The sequence below is a fragment of the Aliivibrio sifiae genome, from assembly GCF_002954705.1.
In the GTDB taxonomy this organism is placed as follows: domain Bacteria; phylum Pseudomonadota; class Gammaproteobacteria; order Enterobacterales; family Vibrionaceae; genus Aliivibrio; species Aliivibrio sifiae_A.
The window spans coordinates 161,649-177,220 of sequence record NZ_MSCO01000001.1; the positions used below are offsets into that span (position 1 = coordinate 161,649).

The 15,572-nt window shown below is 39.3% G+C and carries 10 protein-coding genes; 2 read left to right on the forward strand and 8 right to left on the reverse strand.

Translation table 11 applies throughout. The features are described from left to right. Positions 1-12: 12 nt before the first annotated feature. The 4 genes from hslV to priA form a co-directional block, all read right to left on the reverse strand. On the reverse strand, positions 13-537 hold the full coding sequence (gene hslV, locus BTO22_RS00760) for an ATP-dependent protease subunit HslV (protein WP_060992620.1): 525 nt from the start codon (positions 535-537) through the stop codon (positions 13-15). Between the two features lie 181 nt (positions 538-718). Next, positions 719-1,294: an SPOR domain-containing protein gene (locus BTO22_RS00765; RefSeq protein ID WP_060992619.1), complete on the reverse strand. Its 576-nt coding sequence runs from the start codon at positions 1,292-1,294 to the stop codon at positions 719-721. 177 nt (positions 1,295-1,471) lie between these two features. Beyond that, positions 1,472-2,479, reverse strand: coding sequence for a DNA-binding transcriptional regulator CytR (gene cytR, locus BTO22_RS00770; RefSeq protein ID WP_060992618.1), 1,008 nt, complete (start codon positions 2,477-2,479; stop codon positions 1,472-1,474). Between the two features lie 195 nt (positions 2,480-2,674). Then, positions 2,675-4,876, reverse strand: a complete 2,202-nt coding sequence (gene priA, locus BTO22_RS00775; RefSeq protein WP_105055526.1) for a primosomal protein N' — start codon at positions 4,874-4,876, stop codon at positions 2,675-2,677. Positions 4,877-5,113: 237 nt separating this feature from the next. On the opposite strand from priA, the gene rpmE reads away from it, so the two are divergent. Both rpmE and BTO22_RS00785 read left to right on the forward strand, forming a co-directional pair. Then, a complete protein-coding gene (gene rpmE, locus BTO22_RS00780) occupies positions 5,114-5,332 on the forward strand; it encodes a 50S ribosomal protein L31 (RefSeq protein ID WP_012551187.1) in 219 nt (72 codons plus the stop codon). Positions 5,333-5,567: 235 nt separating this feature from the next. Further along, positions 5,568-6,815 carry a malic enzyme-like NAD(P)-binding protein gene (locus tag BTO22_RS00785; RefSeq protein WP_105053892.1) on the forward strand — a complete coding sequence of 416 codons (1,248 nt, stop codon included), beginning with the start codon at positions 5,568-5,570 and terminating at the stop codon, positions 6,813-6,815. 94 nt (positions 6,816-6,909) lie between these two features. Here BTO22_RS00785 and pulA read toward each other — a convergent pair whose 3' ends face one another. From pulA to BTO22_RS00805, 4 genes are all read right to left on the reverse strand, one after another. Next, a complete protein-coding gene (pulA, locus tag BTO22_RS00790; protein WP_374954011.1) occupies positions 6,910-10,434 on the reverse strand; it encodes a pullulanase-type alpha-1,6-glucosidase in 3,525 nt (1,174 codons plus the stop codon). 273 nt (positions 10,435-10,707) lie between these two features. After that, positions 10,708-11,532 carry a MalM family protein gene (locus BTO22_RS00795; protein ID WP_105053893.1) on the reverse strand — a complete coding sequence of 275 codons (825 nt, stop codon included), beginning with the start codon at positions 11,530-11,532 and terminating at the stop codon, positions 10,708-10,710. 264 nt (positions 11,533-11,796) lie between these two features. After that, positions 11,797-13,143 (reverse strand): carbohydrate porin, encoded by a 1,347-nt coding sequence (locus BTO22_RS00800; protein ID WP_105053894.1) that lies wholly within the window; start codon positions 13,141-13,143, stop codon positions 11,797-11,799. Positions 13,144-13,532: 389 nt separating this feature from the next. Next, positions 13,533-15,554, reverse strand: a complete 2,022-nt coding sequence (locus BTO22_RS00805; protein WP_181044528.1) for an alpha-amylase family glycosyl hydrolase — start codon at positions 15,552-15,554, stop codon at positions 13,533-13,535. Between the last annotated feature and the right edge of the window lie 18 nt (positions 15,555-15,572).

Consider the following 15,572-nt stretch of genomic DNA (forward strand, 5'->3'; position numbering starts at 1 on the left):
TATTATTTGTCGTTAAACGTTCAGTTCTTCAACGGTATGATTATGGTTAGTGTAGACGTCAATATCACCAGCAATAGTTAATGCTTTGGTGGCAATTTCACGTGCATCTAATTCTGTGTTTTCTAGTAACGCCGTTGCGGCTGAACGAGCAAAATAGCCACCAGAACCTATAGTAAGAAGGTCATTATCGGCATTAATTAAATCACCAGTACCGCTAATGATTAGAGACGTTGTTTTATCAGCAACAATTAACATTGCTTCAAGACGGCGTAAAGCGCGATCGCTACGCCATTCTTTAGCGAGTTCAACGGCAGCTTTGGTTAAATTACCTTGGTGCATTTCTAATTTTCGTTCACACAGGTCAAACAGAATGAATGCATCAGCAGTGCTACCAGCAAAGCCAACTAGAACGGAATCATTGTAAAGGCGACGTACTTTCTTTACGTTACCTTTTGCGATCATATCACCTTGAGATGCTTGGCCATCGCCAGCAACCACGACTTTGCCTTCACGGCGTACAGAAACTATTGTAGTCACGAGTAAAACCTCTTATTCGATGATGTAATTTAGTGAGACTCTTACATTAATCTTTATGATTATTACTATTGTAATGGGGGGGATGATGTTGGTTTTCAAGATGAGTAGAATAGAAAAAGGAGCACTTGATGTGCTCCTTTTGGGAAATGTGTGATGTTATTACGACTTTTTATGCTGAGCTTTACTGATCTTTCCAGATAGCGCATGGCTCTATTTTAGCTCGTTGTAATTTATGGCGATCTTTTTCAGCATCACGCTTAAATTTATACGGACCTAAAACTACTTTAAACCAGCTGCTGCCTTCTGCATGCCTAACCGTTGAAGTTAGCCCTTGGAACGCAATGTTCATTTTACGTTCTTCGGCTTGTGAGCGATTTTTATAAGCGCCACATTGCATGATATAAGGGATTTCAGAAACTTTAAGTTCTTTTTGTTCAACTTCAATTTCTTTATTTGGCAGTTCATCCATATAGCTCCATTGCTCTTCAGGCATTGGAGGTATCTCTTCCGTGTTAGATTTCTTTTTAGCTTTAATTGGAACAACCTCCGTCACCGTTGATTTTGTCTCTGGTGCAGGAGAGTCATTTAGAAAGTAAAGGGCGTAACTAAACACAGCGACTAAGAGAGCGGCAACAGCAACTGCTTTCCATGGTGTTGAACCATTAGATATAGGTTGTTTATCCCCTTTTTTCTTGGCTGGTTTCTTTGTCGCTTTCTTAGGAGAGCGCCCACGTTTTACATAATCTTTATTGGCCACAGTACTTTAACTTTATACAGAATTACAGAGAGAATACGCTATGGTAATCAGTTGTATTAATGCATACCAGCACTTGTGTAAAAAAGTACGCAAAAAGTCACTATTTAGACAGATTCATCGTCTTATAAGAATGACTTTTGTGTGTTGACTCTTTTTATGTTGGTTTAAAGCCCTATTTTAGCGGTTCTTTGGTGGTGCAGTACTTCCTCTAAGTACTAACGAGGATTCAAGTAAGCGAGATCCAGAACGAACATCATGCCCTTTTAGTAAATCTAAAAGCATGAGCATAGATTGGCGACCAATCTCATAACGAGGTTGTGAAATAGTCGTCAGTGGTGGATCGCAATACTGAGAGAATTCAATGTCATCAAAACCCATGATGGAAATATCTTGGGGAACACGGAATCCCATTTGTTTTGCTTTTTGAATTGCTCCTATTGCCATTATGTCGTTATGGCAAAAGACCGCGGTAGGTGGCGATGAAAGTGAAAGCAATTGAGCAATTGCGGTTGCTCCGGCTTCAAAATTGAAGTTGCCATAATGCACATATGAATTGTTCATTGCAATGCCAGCACGACGTAAGGCTTGTTGGTAACCTTGATGTCTAAATTGACACAATGCAGAGTCTTCGGGTCCAGATAATTCAGCGATCCTATTATGGCCTAACTTGGTTAGGTAATTTACTGCTTCGAATGCTGCTGTTAGATTATCGATATGAACTGTTGGTAGTTCGAGTTCTGGTGCATATTCACAAGCCATTACCAGAGGAGGTAAGTTTTTTTGTTCTTGGCGGCTGGCATTAAAAGGAAGATCAGAACCGAGTAAAACCATGCCATCAACTTGTTTGGTGTAAACAAGGTTTACAAAAGATTGCTCGCGCTTTTTCTGTTGGCTGCTATCACCCACTAAAATGACATAACCATTTTCAACGGCAGTATCTTCAATACCTCGTAAAATATCACTAAAGTAAGGGTCACAGATATCAGGAACAATCGTTACAATGGTTTTTGATTCATTACGACGTAATGTACGGGTTAATGTCGTTGGAGAATAGCCAGTTTCTACGATGGCGCCTTCTACGCGTTTACGGGTGGATAATGACACCTTCTCTGGAGTCATTAATGCTCGTGATACGGTAGCTGTTGATACACCTGCCGATAAAGCAACGTCCTTCATTGTCGCCATATATATTCCTCTCCCAACTGTCTTTAAATCTAAAGTAAACGATTGCTCTAATTATTTGAAGAGATATTTTATGTGTAAAATAAAGATTTAAATACGGCGCGTTTAACAAAAATTACATCTGGATCGTGAATTGACTCACATCAGGGTCGATTGTTTTTCATTTAAAGAATAAAGTTTAATTAATAAACCCTTATTTTAAGTAAGGTCTTGTGGTTCTATGTCTAAAGTCCAACGTACTTTTTTTGCCAGCGGTAGTAATTCAATTGCTGTTTTAGCTCCGCGTAGCATGGATTGCATAACGGTTCTATTTGGTGCTTGAAAAAGTAATTGCCAACGATACTTTCCTGCTCGTCTTGCTAACGGTGCAGGTATTGGTCCGAGGACGGGGGTTGCGTCATGAAATTGTGGATGGCTTTCTAAAATATCACGAACTTGTCGTAAGAATTGTTCCACGTTATCGCTGTTGTTTGCTTCCGCTCTAAATAGAGAGAGGTGAGTATATGGCGGTAATTGAGCAAATTTTCGCTCTTGTAAAGCATACTCAGCAAAGTGGCCATAGCCTTGATGTAATAAGCTCTGAAGTAGAGAGTGTTCTGGGTGATGAGTTTGTAGGATTACTTCGCCAGGTTTACTTGCGCGGCCTGCACGTCCTGCCACTTGAATAAATAACTGAGCTAAGCGCTCTGGTGCGCGAAAATCACTACTAAACAGTGAGCTATCCACGTCAATTAAACCAACGAGCGTAACGTTAGGGAAATGGTGACCTTTAGCTAACATTTGAGTACCAATCAGAATTTGATATTCATTGTTTTTAATGGCTTCTAAATAATTCTCTAGACTGCCCTTTCTACGAGTGCTGTCTCGATCAATACGAACGGTTTTGTATTCAGGAAATAGATTCATGAGCTGGGTTTCAAGCTGTTCTGTACCAACACCAACTGAAATGAGTTGAGTTGAGCCGCACCCTTGGCATTGATGAATAATAGGTTGTTGTGAGCCACAATGATGACAACGAATTTCATTACTTTGTTGATGAAAGGTATAGAAGGCATCACAACGCTTACATTCAGCCATCCAACCACATTCATGACACATCAATGCAGGAGAGAAACCTCGACGGTTCAAAAATAGCATTACCTGATTACCTTCAGATAAATGTTTTCTCATTTGAGCTATTAGGGGAGCTGATAATCCACTATTTAGGTATAGTCCTTTTACATCTAGTACGCCATGACGCGCAGGAATTGCGGTGCCAGCACGCTTAGTTAATGTTAAGTGATGGTACTTACCTACTTTTGCATTATGCAGCGTTTCTAGTGCAGGAGTCGCTGAACCTAAAATAATCGGGATATTGTCTAAGTTTGCACGCATGACAGCTAAATCACGGGCGTGGTATCTCATGCTGTCTTGTTGTTTATAAGACACATCATGCTCTTCATCTACAATAATAATCCCAAGATCATTAAAGGGGGTAAAAAGCGCGGAACGAGTACCAATAATAATGCCGGCGTGATTATCCCGAGCGGCTAACCATGCATTTAGGCGTTCTGTATCATTAAGTGCGGAGTGGATCATATCAACGGGCACATTAAAGCGACGCTTAAAGCGGTTAATCGTTTGTGGGGTTAAGCCTATCTCTGGCACAAGTATAAGGGCTTGTCGTCCTGCTTTTAAAACCGGCTCTAATAACTGAAGGTACACTTCTGTTTTTCCTGAGCCTGTCACTCCGTCTAATAGATAACAGCCAAATTCAGGATTGGCGTTAACGGTAGCAATCGCAATGGCTTGCTCTTCATTTAATTGTGGTTTTTCTTGTGTTATTTGGACATTACGTTGCCAATAGGTTGGTTTTGGAGCAAGCGATATTTCTTCAATCCATCCTTTATCGACCACCGCTTTTAAGGTTGCTGCTGTAATGTCTTCTTCAAGCATGTGCTCGTGGCTGCATTGTTGATGACGAACAAGATTAAGGGCTTTGGCTTGTTTAGGTGCTCGAGTGAGTTTATTGAGATCTTGGTTTTTTCCTAGCTCAGTAATTTGCCATGCTTTTAGTGCTGAAAAACTGGCTTCTCTTCCTTTTCGTAACCATGCAGGCATGGCATTCGCTAAGGTTTCCCCTAATGGATATTGGTAATACGTACTGCTCCAATTAAGAAGCTTATAAAGATGAGGCGTCCATAGAGAGGTTGTATCTAGTACAGAATCTAGGCCTTTTAATTTCTTACGGGCAAATTCAGAGTCGTTACTTAATTTTGTGACAATTCCGATAAGGCGTTGACGACCAAAAGGCACTTTTACACGACCCCCAATGACTGGGTGTTGTCCGGCTTTAATTAAGTAATCAAAGGTACGGTCAAGAGGTACGGGAAGTGAAACGTGTGCAATTGAATAGGACATAGCCAACATTAATCAAGAATAATAGGATGAATAGTCTACTCTTAGATAAAAATATCGCAAAGGGGTAAAATAATTGGTGGAAAAAGTAACAGATTAGTTGATTGATCGGCCGCGATTCATTATTATACGCGACCTTAAGTAAGTGTAATTTATCTATGCTTACTATTTTTGTTACACGACGTGTGGTGTCCGGCTTAGATTCGGATGGCGACACGGCCTAAATTATAAGGTTTTCCCATGAAAGTAGGTATCCACCCAGAATACAAAGCTGTTAAAGCTACTTGTTCTTGCGGCAACGAATTTGAATTCAAATCAGCGCTAGGCAAAGACACAATCCACCTAGACGTATGTGGCGAATGTCATCCGTTCTACACTGGTAAGCAACGTATCGTTGATACTGGCGGCCGTGTTGATCGCTTCAACAAACGTTTCGGTGCAATTGGTTCTAAGAAATAATTACCAATTTCCGATAAAAGAGGAGTCCAATAGGGCTCCTTTTTTTATGCCTAAAATTCGGAGTAGTGTCACTTTCTTGTTTGAAATAAAGGAATAAAATCTTCCATTAAAACCCACATTTTTGTTGGTATGATCTGTAAGTGAGGACTATGAAGTTTGAGCTAGATCAACTATTATTACGATTCACTGTTTTTAAACAGTCCTCCTATAATTATTAGTATTCAGGAAAACCGCCATGTCTGAAGATTTTCGCGAACAAGCTCTCCATTATCACGCTTACCCGACTCCAGGTAAAATTGAAATTGCATTGACTAAGCCTGCTGATACCGCAGAAGATCTAGCACTGGCATACAGCCCCGGTGTTGCAGAGCCAGTACGTGAAATCGCAAAGAATCCTGATGATGTTTATAAATACACATCAAAAGGTAATATGGTTGCAGTGATCTCTAACGGTACCGCAATTCTTGGTTTAGGTAACTTAGGTCCTTTGGCATCAAAACCAGTTATGGAAGGTAAGTCATTACTTTTTAAACGTTTTGCAGGCCTAGATTCTATTGATATCGAAGTAAAGCACCGCACAATAGATGAATTCGTTGATACGGTTGCTAATATTGCTGACACCTTTGGTGGTATTAACTTAGAAGATATTAAAGCCCCTGATTGTTTTGAAATCGAACGTCGTTTAATTGAGCGTTGTGACATTCCTGTATTTCATGATGACCAACACGGTACTGCAATTGTAACGGCAGCGGGCATGTTGAATGCTATCGAACTTCAAGGTAAGAAGTTAGAAGAAGCTATTATTGTTTGTTTAGGCGCAGGTGCGGCAGCAGTTGCGTGCATGGAAATGCTTATTAAGTGTGGCGCGATGCGTGAAAAGATCTACATGCTAGATCGTAAAGGTGTTATTCACACTCGCCGTGATGATATTAATGAATATAAGCAACGTTTTGCGAATAACACAGACAAACGTACGCTGGAAGATGTTATTGAAGGCGCTGATTTATTCCTAGGGGTATCGGGTCCAAACCTATTACCACCTGAAGCGCTTAAATTAATGGCGGATAAGCCAGTCGTGTTTGCATGTTCAAACCCTGATCCTGAAATCAAGCCAGAGTTGGCTCATGAAGTTCGTGATGATTTAATCATGGGTACAGGTCGTTCGGATTATCCAAACCAAGTTAACAATGTGCTTTGTTTCCCATTCATTTTCCGTGGTGCTTTGGATGTTCGTGCAAGCGTGATTAATGATGAAATGAAATTAGCAGCAGTTGAAGCAATTCGTCAGTTAACAAAAGAACCAGTACCAGCTGAAGTATTAAAAGCAGCTGGTGTTGATGCGTTAGAGTTTGGTAAAGGCTACATCATTCCTAAACCAATGGATCCTCGCCTACTTCCTCGTGTTGCTAAAGCTGTGGCACAAGCTGCGGTTGATTCAGGCGTAGCACGTATTGAAATGCCTGAGAATTACATGGAAGCGTAAGTCGCTTTTATTTTTCTTTAGGGTATAAAAAAGGCTTCCTACATCATTGATGGGGAAGCCTTTTTACTTGGAGGGATGTTAGCGTATTTTGGTATTAGTTGTGACGTTTTTCAAAAACGGCAACCGACCAAGCTGGCGTGTTTAATTTATTGTTCGTCACGCTTGAGCTTTTTGAATCGTTGCGAGCAATGGACTTAGCCCCGTTTGCTGCTTGGATTGAATGAAGCGTATAACCTGTTGCATCAAAGTTGGCAAATTCATTGATAGCAGCTGGATTTGCATTAACTACAACCACGAGTCCATCCCGTTCTTGGTCAATAGACGTATCGTAGTTATTACCACTGTTATCTATGCTCATCACAATGACACCAACGGTTTGATTACTACCTGTATTGTGGAATTTCACTCGTTTAATAATCTTATCACCATGACCTAAAGTAAGTAAGCCTGAAGACGCTCGTAGTGATGCAAACTCTTCATAAAAGGCTTTCATTGCTTGGATGTTGGCGGGTGTTGGGGTGGCATTTTCGGCTGAATTATTTATTACGCCTTGAATAACCGTCCAGTTACTTCCATCTTTATCTTCACGAGGCAAACCAACATCCCAGTTATTGTCTTGTGCTGTGAAATCAACACGGTTGTACCAATCACCAGAGTCATAAGAGTCACGTTGCATCGATTTAGAACGCAATAACTCGCTACCCATATGTGTAAATGGAACCCCTTGACCTAGCATTGCGGTTGCTAATGAAACAGCTTGCATACGAGTTCGGATTTCTGCTGATACGTCGTAACCGATCTTATATTGGTTGTTATCCCATAAGGTTTGGTTATCGTGCTTTGATACGTAGTTTTGAATCTCCCATGCGTCTTTTGCATAGCCTGCAGGTTGGCCGTTGTAATCTAACTCTGAGCCTTTGATACTTTTGTTTTTACTGTCTACAAAAGTGAAATCAGATAAGTTACCAGCCATACCTAAACGAGTTAAATCAGCTAGGTGAAGTGCCGTTTCTTTATTTGTTTTATTTTGTTCGTTAGGTAAGATAAATGCACCATTACCAAAACCTTGGTTTTCACGTAATCCCATTTCAGAGTCGAATGGACCACCACCACGAACGGAGTCACGTAAGCGATCGGAAAAAGTACCAACACCTGTGCCATACATGTTTGGTTGAGTTGCTTGAGTAAATTGGCGATCATTACCCACTTCACCAAAGTTCCAACCTTCACCATAGAAATAAGTTTTTGGATCAACGGCTTTCACTGCTGCTAATGTCTCTAAGATTTGCGTTTTAGGGTGATGGCCCATTAAATCCCAACGGAAAGCATCAATTTTATAATCTTGCGCCCACACAACTAATGAATCAGAGATTAATTTACCCATCATGGCATTTTCTGGAGCGGTATTTGAACAACAGGTTGAGTTTTCAACACTACCTGTGATTTCATTCAAGCGTTGGTAATACCAGGGAACAATGCGATCTAAAACCGATTTATCGCTTACACCGGCTTCATTAGTATGGTTGTAAACGATATCCATAACTACATTCATTCCGATGTCATTTTTTATTGCCATGACCATTTCACGGAATTCTTTAATTCGAATCATCCCGTCTGGATTACTTGAGTAAGAGCCTTCAGGCACGGTGTAATGGTATGGGTCATAACCCCAGTTAAAACCATCAACGTCTATTACGTAACTATTTAAGCGTTGTATTACCGCATTCTCTGGAGAGTCTTTTGCTAGCATGGCAGTAAACACAGATGCGATACTGTCATTGCCGCTACAGTAGCTGCCAAAATCTTTATCGTCTTTGATGGTTGGTTTCAAACCACATAACTTTGTGAAGGATTCATCAATATTCGCTATTTGCGTGTTATCTTCATTGATGGTTGCAATATCAAAGGTTGGTAATAAATGCAGGTGTGATACGCCAGAATCAGAGAGTGACTTTAAATGTTTTACGGGTGCTGAATCTGCTTGACTGAAGGCTGAGTATTTACCTCTGCTATCTGTTGGTATTGATTGCTCTAGTGCTGAGAAATCACGGATGTGAGCTTCATATAAAATAAATTCGGCTGGGTTAGTTTGAGAGTGAGGTGATGTTAGGTTATTCCAACCTGCAGGCACTACTTCAGCATTTTTTAAATCAATAACTTGGCTTAATTCTGAGTTGGTAGAAAGACTTAATGAGTACGGATCAGTTACTTGGTACGTTTCAATCTTATCTGTCGCTGGGTGATAAACGGTTACTTCATATTTATAGAAATCACCATGTGTAAGTTCTGTGTTTTCAGCAACCCAACTACCTGTTGTTTGATTAAAGATCATAGGGATCTTTCTGCTCTCTTGCTTGCTGTTGTCATAAGATACTAAAACAACAGATTGAGAGGTTGGTGCCCATAAGCGGAAAGTTGTGCTTCCATCAGAATTAATAAGAGCACCAAATTTTTCATTCACTGCTTGGCTAGCATATAGTGAATCTAATGCACTTGCTGTTTGAACTTCGGTTGCTTTAATTACACCAGTAGCATTTGATGCTACTAGTATCAATTGGCCTTTTAGTGCTTCTTTTAAAGTAATATCTGCTTGAGAAAAATCGATATTAAACGCGATAAAATCAGACGCTAGATGTGGTTTTTCTTCTGAACCTTTCCACGTATCAGAGCGACTTAATGTCTTACTACTAATAACGTTATCTGAACCAATGACTTTTCTTGTTTTACTATCAAAAACCATTCCCGCATTTTTTGCATAAAATAACTCTATCTTTGTCGCATCTTTACTGTTTATTAGTAGGGTGTTATCACTAGCGAAAATGGCACTAGCACCTAATAATTCGATTGAGTTAACCGGTTTATTAGCCATCGGATCATAATAGACTTTATCGGTACCTTTGAAGAGGAAAGCGACATTACCTATTGCTGTTGTTTTTTCAAACTCAATTTTTAGATTCGCGCTTTGGTAATCGCCATCAAATTTTGTATTTGGAATGATATTTAAGCAATTATCAGTGCTATTAATAGGAATATCCCAATAGACCCCATAAGTATCACTAACACCGGAAGGTTCAATACCTGGCCATGCTGAATTGGTCGTATCTAGGTTGGTGCATGACCCCTCATTCCATACATGGAGTCGGAATGCATTTGCATCTGCATCTGGTGTATTCATGTATACACGAGCATGGTTAGCAGGAATATCACCAGTTGGAATTAATTCGGGATAAACAGAGGAGATACCTTCTTGTGTGAATACTTCCCCGCTAGTATTGGTCTGGAATAAATCGACTTTGCCATTAAAATCATTTAAAGGTTTAGTGTTGTTCTCGCCGATACGAGGAATAAAATTCACGCACTGAGAGGGGTGTTTTTTATCTACGTTGAGTGACCAGTACACTCCAAATTCTGTATCTTCTCCGTCAGGTTTGATCCCTATAGCCCAATCTTTGGCATCAGGATTATCACCCAAATAAGCACCACAGTTATCGTCATTCCAAACATACAAACTTGGATTATTGTAATTACTAGATGTTGATTTGAAATAGACTTTAACGGTGTTATTAGATTCAACTGGTTTTTCAATATCCCCAGAAGGGGAATTACAACCAAAAAGCATTGATGATGTAATGACAGTTAAAATAGATTTAGCTAGATAAGACGGTTTGAATATTTTATTAATATTATTCACAGTTAAGTATTTCCATATATTTATTTGTAGGGTTAATAAATTAAGATAAGAATAATATTATTTAATAAGTACATATTGTGATCATGGTAACTAGAAGTTATTTAACTTTAAAAAAATATCATACCATTTATTTAAACCAACAGCTAAAGCCATTAAAGGTAATCTTTAAAGGCTTTTTATATTATGTTTTTTATATTATTGTTATTTTTTATTTTCTAATGCATTAACAAAAACTTCTTCAGCGTCTTTGATTCCTAAGGCTTTTGCTTCTTCTAATAAAGCGAGAGCTTTGGTGATATCATTTTTCTTTGCCGCTTCAATAATCGCATTATGGTAAAACGTTTTTGTTTCTGGTTGAGCGACTACTGTTGCTAGTTTAGTTTGTTTTTTTTGTACTTTATGTGACTGTAGGGATAACGTTTTAACGGATAATTCTAATTTACCAAATCGTTTATAAACATAAGTAGGATCAGTCACCATTGGCATTGCTTCGCCTAATTCTTCAGCTCTTATCCTTGCTGGGTGTTTTACTTTTATGGATTTTCTTAAATATGATTCAGAGGAGTAAATAATAAAATAAGGTGTTTTTGTTGCATCAAGGTCAAAATTTAATTGAAATTGGGTTCGAGTAAAAGCATCTGATGGCTTTATATCAAATTGGTCTAAACTTGTGGTACTGATAATATTAAACTGGTTATCTAATGCGATTAATTTAGGGGCAACAACTGAATCGTTAACCATTAGGCTCGATAGACGCAATTGAACTTTTGCTGAACGGTCAGATAATTTAAAAGCATTAAAATAACTATTTCCATCAGAGAAATGACCAATAGGAGAATCAGCATCTAATTGAAAATCGATCTCTTCAGTGCTGTTAAGTTGTATCCACGGGAATTGAGTAAAGTCACTGCAACACACTTCTGAAGAGGCTATAGGAACTATTGGTTCTTGAATGGTTTTAGTTGAAGAACATGCGGTTAAAGAAAGCCCGACAAGTAAGCTAAATAATAATTTTTTGGTGTTCATCAAGACTCTCCATGATTCGATAAATAAACGCAAAAAGGCAGCCGATTTGGCTAATGCCAGTCAGTTAAGCGAACATCAATAAAAACAAGGGCTTCAGACGAATTTATTACAATCATTCTTGAGCCCTTGTTGTATCTATCTTTCACTCTCTTAACGGGTACTTTGCCATATCTATTAGACATTGAATAAATAGTGCATAATTACTCAATAAAGTGACTAACTGATCGGCATTAGCCGATTTGGCTGCCTTTAATTTTAAAGTAATTAGAACCAGATTTCAGTGTGAACACCGATAATTGTTTCAGATTTACCATCTTTAATGCCAATATCTTTAGCACTTGCTTCATCATCAGCTAGGATATAACTTACGTATGGTTTGATTTGTGGACGACCGAAATAGTCCGCGTTTACCGTAAATGCGGCGGCTAACTCTAAGTTCACAATATCACTTTCTGCGGCATCTGCACTTTTACCCCATACTCCACCAACTTCAACTTCTTCATGAGCATAAGACCCCGTAGCTTCAAGACGCAGGTTCTCATTTACTTTGTATGATGGACGCGCTGCAATGATGTAGCGTTTTAGATCTTTGGCACTAAATAATTCATCCAACCCAGCAAAGTATGTTACCTCAGAACCCATTTGCCAGTTTTCTGAAATGTTTACTACACCACCAGAGGTAAAGAAGATGGATTCAGCATTATCATCGCCGCCAGACCAGCTACCAAAGTTAACACCACGGTTTTGAGCTGCGCCTTTACCGTAAGCGATAGCAGTTTGTGACCAGCCATCTAAGCCGTAGTAGCTAGAGTTTAATGTGATAGAAGCTCCGATGCCGTCATCATCTTGAACGTTAGCTTGAGTGATGTATTTGAAATCAAAATCTAGGCTACCAAAGCCAACATCAACACCGTAATAGTATAAATCATGAGATGTTAGTGTTTGTCGCCCGTCTGTACCTGGACCGTTATTAATATCACCATCGGTATCTGCGGCTACAATTGCAAAACCTGCCGTGTTGCCAGCAATTTTAGTTTGGATACCAGCACCAACACCTGATGATTGTTTCCAGAACTCGCCAGATAGAGCACTTGCAGAACGGTTTAGATAACGTTGACCACCCCAAATAGACGTATCTTCGCCTAAATATGATAGCCCGCCAATCTCAACAAAAGTTTCTTTGATTTCAAATTGTGCTGTTGTGTTGTCTTTTTGGCTACCAGGAGATGAATAAGCGTAAGAGTTACCATTGCCGTATTCAGAACGTACAACAAAGTCAGACCAAACACCATTTGCGTGCTCGGTGTGTTTTTTGATTACGAATTCAACTTGGTTAGTACTTTTTCCATGAGTACCTGCTGTTTTGTAATCTGGTTTACCAAATTCAGTATCTACTGTTTCGCCATCTACCATACGGAAGTTCATAGATGCGTAACCGTGTACTTCCCAACCATCTGTTAATACATCTGTGCCATTAACTTTTTCAACTTTAGGTGCAGCTTCATCACCAGAGATAACATCTAATGCAAGGTCTGTTTCAGCGAATGCAGCACCTGAAAGTAATGCTGTAGAAACAGCGGCAGCAAGTAATGTGTATTTATTTATTTTCATCTTAAAATCCTATTTCCTTTTTAAAGGATATTTTGATTTGAAAATATTTACTTAACTAAGGCAGTGTAGGGAAGCAAAGTAAACATCGTCGTCGTTATTGAACGAGGGACAGATTAAAAATAAATTACGAGGTTGAAATCCTCCTTCTTTTATAAAGGGGAGGGCGTAGACTGAGGGATGAGAGAATTAGATAGGAGGTCTTCTGTTGATAAAAATCACACTTGGTAGGTGGGATTAGATTTATTTATGAGAGAGAAATCACGTAGGAAGATATTTTGAAATGGGAAATAATGGAGAAACAGGGAAAGTAAAGAAAATAGGAAATAAGCAGAAATGTGATCTAGCTAATGATAGACCTCATTAGCTAGAAATAGTTCAGTTTCTATTCGTTATTTACACTTCGAAACCATCACTGATTTAGGCTCCCCTTGAGGAGTAAATTCTAAGCTCCATACATAATTACCATCTTCTGGAAGGTAGATTGCAGTATCTTGCCCGTAACCACTGGTAATCAACGTATTGTTTTGCCCTAGTTTCGGAGATAAACCATCGGCTGTATACTGTGAAGCCCAATCTTTAGTTGCGTATTGCATTTTATAAGGCCCGCGTTTTTCATTTGCGACCACTTGATAGATGTTGTTTCCTTTATATTGATAAGCGCGCTGTGCTTTATGACTCCAACGAGAATCAGAGAAATCACCGACGAGGTATAACGTCTCTTTTATTGGGGCATTAGTATCAGATATCGTTGGATTATCACACTGAGCCATAAAACCACTGCCATACAGAGCTATTTCTTTTTCTGTCGCTTTAGGGCCAGCTGAACTTGGTTCTTCTATTTTTAAAAATCGACTTTCAAAGTTAGATAACGGGATGGTATATATCCCTTCATTAGGTGTGAATACGTGGTTAGTTAATAAATCGATTAAATGACCTGTTGAACCAATCTGTTTGGCCTCAAGAGAGAGTGTTTGGTTTTGTTCTTGAGTACTAACTATAAATAAAATTGAATTATTCGCTGCTTTTTTATGATCTACGTATACCGCTTTATTCGCGATAATATTGGTTCGAACACCTTCAGATAACGCGGGGTTATCAATACGTAAATTCATTAACTCAGTGACGTAATTCTTTAAGTTGAGTTGGGATGGGGTTAGTGTTGTGGTAAGGCCATCAATTTTGGCAGATGAGCGAGCAATGTGGTCATCACATAATCCGTTGATAGCGCAGGTGTCTTTATTTTCTTTATTAGAGAAACCATCAACTTGGTCGCCAATTTCATCTCCGTAATAAAGAGTGATAGGACCGGTATAAGCAGCTTGAAATGAAAGGGCAGCTTTATGACGTAACCAATAATTAGTGTCACTTGGTTCAGCAATATCACCACGCTGCAATAAATCACCAAAGCGAACGACATCATGATTTCCTGACATAAGGTTTGGTGTTGCATGAGAAGGATAAAGTTCATGCATTTTCATCCCTTCATTCAACCATCCTCCCCCTTTGTTTCCAACGTTACTTTCATTGACCGCAAAGGTTTCAGTCACTCGAAAACGCAAAGGAAAATCGAATGCGGAGCATAATGCAGGGTTTCCTTCTTCTCCATAACCTGTCTCTGTAATGTGATTTTCGTTATTCCATATCTCTGCCACCATGTAACCGAGAGGGGTCACTTGCTCGCCTTTATTATTGGTATATGTTGTGTTTTTTGATGCGTTATCAACGGCTTTTCTAATGTTTATCCAGGACTCTGTCGGAACTTGATAAGCTTGATCCAATCGCCAACCATCGATCTTTAATTCCGTTATCCAATAAGCGGCGACTTCAGAGTAAAAGTCCTCGCTCTCAGGGTAATCAACAGGGTTATTGTTGCCACTCGGTAGTAAGCCTGATGGTGATGGCTTAATGAGTCCTTCTTTATGATGACCAAATACACCATCAAATAAGACATAGATCCCGCGTTTATGTGCTTCTTCTACTAATTCTTTTGCTTTTTCCAATGTGCCAAAGCGAGGATCAATTTTGAAGAAGTCAGTTGCGAAATAGCCGGTTGCATCCAACTTATCAGCCCAATGGTCCTGGCCTTCAATTGGCGCAGATTCAAAAATAGGCGTCATCCAAATAGCATTCATACCGAGTGATTGAATGTAATCTAATGAATCAATAATCCCTTGTAGATCACCATTATGATGGCTTGGTCCATAACCGGTGCCATGACCAATGCTGCTATCACCATCAACAAAGCTTTCCACCATGATTTGGTAGATGCGTAAATGATTACTCTCTTCCATCATTTGAGGGTTGCATTGATATACAGGGGTTGTTTGTGTTGTTTCTGAGGTTGAGCTGCATGCGCTCAATAGAGAAGTAATAGCGAGTGCTATCACTGTTTTGGCGATCTTATTTTTCACAGTTAGTCCTTTATAATT

Bases quoted from the DNA above. Each gene is read 5' to 3' on its own strand.
- BTO22_RS00785 (WP_105053892.1), top strand. From the start codon at position 5,568: ATGTCTGAAGATTTTCGCGAACAAGCTCTCCATTATCACGCTTACCCG.
- BTO22_RS00800 (WP_105053894.1), bottom strand. From the start codon at position 13,143: ATGAAAATAAATAAATACACATTACTTGCTGCCGCTGTTTCTACAGCA.
- BTO22_RS00795 (WP_105053893.1), bottom strand. From the start codon at position 11,532: ATGAACACCAAAAAATTATTATTTAGCTTACTTGTCGGGCTTTCTTTA.
- priA (WP_105055526.1), bottom strand. From the start codon at position 4,876: ATGTCCTATTCAATTGCACACGTTTCACTTCCCGTACCTCTTGACCGT.
- cytR (WP_060992618.1), bottom strand. From the start codon at position 2,479: ATGGCGACAATGAAGGACGTTGCTTTATCGGCAGGTGTATCAACAGCT.
- pulA (WP_374954011.1), bottom strand. From the start codon at position 10,434: ATGCTTTTTGGTTGTAATTCCCCTTCTGGGGATATTGAAAAACCAGTT.
- rpmE (WP_012551187.1), top strand. From the start codon at position 5,114: ATGAAAGTAGGTATCCACCCAGAATACAAAGCTGTTAAAGCTACTTGT.